This window comes from Microbispora sp. NPDC049633, assembly GCF_040675265.1.
Classification (GTDB): Bacteria; Actinomycetota; Actinomycetes; order Streptosporangiales; family Streptosporangiaceae; genus Microbispora; species Microbispora maris.
Window position 1 is genome coordinate 1 of sequence record NZ_JBFAOO010000398.1, and the last position, 2,029, is coordinate 2,029.

Consider the following 2,029-nt stretch of genomic DNA (forward strand, 5'->3'; position numbering starts at 1 on the left):
GGGGCGGCTTGTCGTCCGTGGACGCGGGACGTCAGCGGAGCGCGTGCGCCTTCGCCCAGTCCGCGACGGCCCTGCCGATCAGCTCCGGGTGATCCTCGGGGGTGTGGTGCCCCGCGACCTCGTCGAACCGCCGGATCTCGAGGGCGGCCATGGTGGCCGCGCACCAGTCGATCATGTCCTGGTGCATCATCGTGCCGGGTCCGGGCGTGAAGACGAGCAGGAGCTTCGGCACCTCCGGGCTGGCGGCCAGCCACACGTCGTACGCCTCCACGCGTGCCACCACGTCGGCCGGCTCGCCGCCCAGCGGCATCGAGCGCGCCCACCGCAGCAGCGGCACGCGGCTCTCCCTCGTCGGGTACGGCTTGCGGTAGACGGCCAGGTCGCTCGGGTCCATCGGGGTGGCGACGGTGCCCGGCAGTCCCTCGATGAAGGCGTCGTCGTCCAGGATCATCTTCTCGCCGACGCCCTCCGTCTTGATCGCCGCGAACAGCTCCCGGCCGCCATCGGGGAACTCCTCCCAGCTCATCGGCTTGACGATGGTCTCGGTGACGGCGATCCCGCGTACCCGATCCGGATGACGGGAGGCCCAGTCGAAGGCCAGGGCACCGCCCCAGTCGTGGCCGACGAGGACCACGTCGCGAAGGTCGAGGGCGTCGAACCAGGCGTCCAGATAGCGGGCGTGATCCGCGAACGTGTAGGCGATGTCGGGCTTGCCGGACTCACCCATGCCGATCAGGTCGGGAGCCAGGAGGCGGCCTTCACCGACAGCGGGCATGACGTGCCGCCACAGATGGGAGGACGTGGGGTTGCCGTGCAGGAAGACCATCGGCGCCCCGGAGCCGGTGTCCCGATAGTGGATGGTGGAGCCGAGGACGTGCTGAACAGGCATGACAGAGCCTTTCAAAGGTTGAGCTTCGTGATGCGATCGACCGCGATCTCGATGACGATCCGCCCGGGTGGATTGGGCGGCGCCGTGCCGTACCGCCCGGCGTAGCGGCGCGCCGCCTCGCCGACGCGGCCCGGGTCGTCGTGCACGGTCGCGGAACCTTCGAGCGTGACCCAGCGGAACCCGTCCACCTGACAGAGCGCCGCCCGGCCGCCGGAGCCGGCGGCCAGGTTGCGGGCCTTGACCGAGGAGGCCACGGTCAGCACGCGGGCCAGGCCCGGTCGGGGATCCCAGGTGAACCGCACGGGCACCACGTGCGGCGAGCCGTCGGGGCGGAGGGTGGTCAGGGTCGCCACCGACGGCTCGGCCAGGAACGCCTCGATGCTCACCGGAAGGCGGCCACGTTGCGTACGGCCCAGTCGGCGAAGGACCGGGGAGCGCGGCCGAGGACGCGTTCGACGTCCGCGCTGACCCGCCGCTCGGCCTCCAGCGGCTCCCCCAGGATGGCGAGCGTCCCTTCGACCACCTGCTCCGGCATGAACCCGAGCATGTGCGCCCGCGCCTCCTCCCGGGTCTGCTCGGCGAACCGCACCGGCGTGCCCAGCGCGTCCCCGATCGCCGCCGCGCGTTCCCGTGGCGTGGTCGGCGCGGGGCCGGTCAGTTCGTAGACGCGGCCCGCGTGCCCGTCCTCGCGCAGGACGGCCGCGGCGACCTCGGCGATGTCGCCCGGGTCGACGGTCGGCAGGCCGACGTCGCCGAACGGAGCGGCGACGGTACGGCCCGCGCGGACGGACTCGGCCCAGGCGTAGGCGTTGGAGTGGAAGCCGCCGGGACGCAGGATGGTCCACTCCAGGCCGGACCGGCGCACCGCCTCCTCGAAGGCGGCGGGGTGGCGGTAGAACTCCGGCCTGGTCCCCGCTCCCTGGGAGGACAGCAGGACGACCCGGCGCACCCCGCCGGCCAGGGCGGCGTCGAGGATCGCCCGCGGGTCCTGCCCTGCCACCAGCAGGAACAGCGCGTCCGCTCCGTCGAAGGCGTCCTTCAGCCCGGCGGGGTCCTCCAGGTCGCCCCGCACGTGCCCGACGCCCTCGGGCAGTTCGGCGGGCCGCCGGGAGACGGCGGTCACCCGCTCGCCCGCGGCGG

At 73.4% G+C, this 2,029-nt stretch carries 3 protein-coding genes; all 3 read right to left on the reverse strand.

Annotated elements, in window-relative coordinates; genetic code table 11:
- Positions 1–31: 31 nt before the first annotated feature.
- On the reverse strand, positions 32–889 hold the full coding sequence (locus AB0J39_RS39345) for a haloalkane dehalogenase (RefSeq protein WP_363474286.1): 858 nt from the start codon (positions 887–889) through the stop codon (positions 32–34).
- 11 nt (positions 890–900) lie between these two features.
- Positions 901–1,275: a PPOX class F420-dependent oxidoreductase gene (locus AB0J39_RS39350; RefSeq protein WP_363474288.1), complete on the reverse strand. Its 375-nt coding sequence runs from the start codon at positions 1,273–1,275 to the stop codon at positions 901–903.
- Positions 1,272–2,029 (reverse strand): NAD(P)H-binding protein (locus AB0J39_RS39355; protein WP_363474290.1); only part of this gene is annotated, 758 nt, incomplete at its 5' end. The genes AB0J39_RS39355 and AB0J39_RS39350, both read right to left, overlap by 4 nt.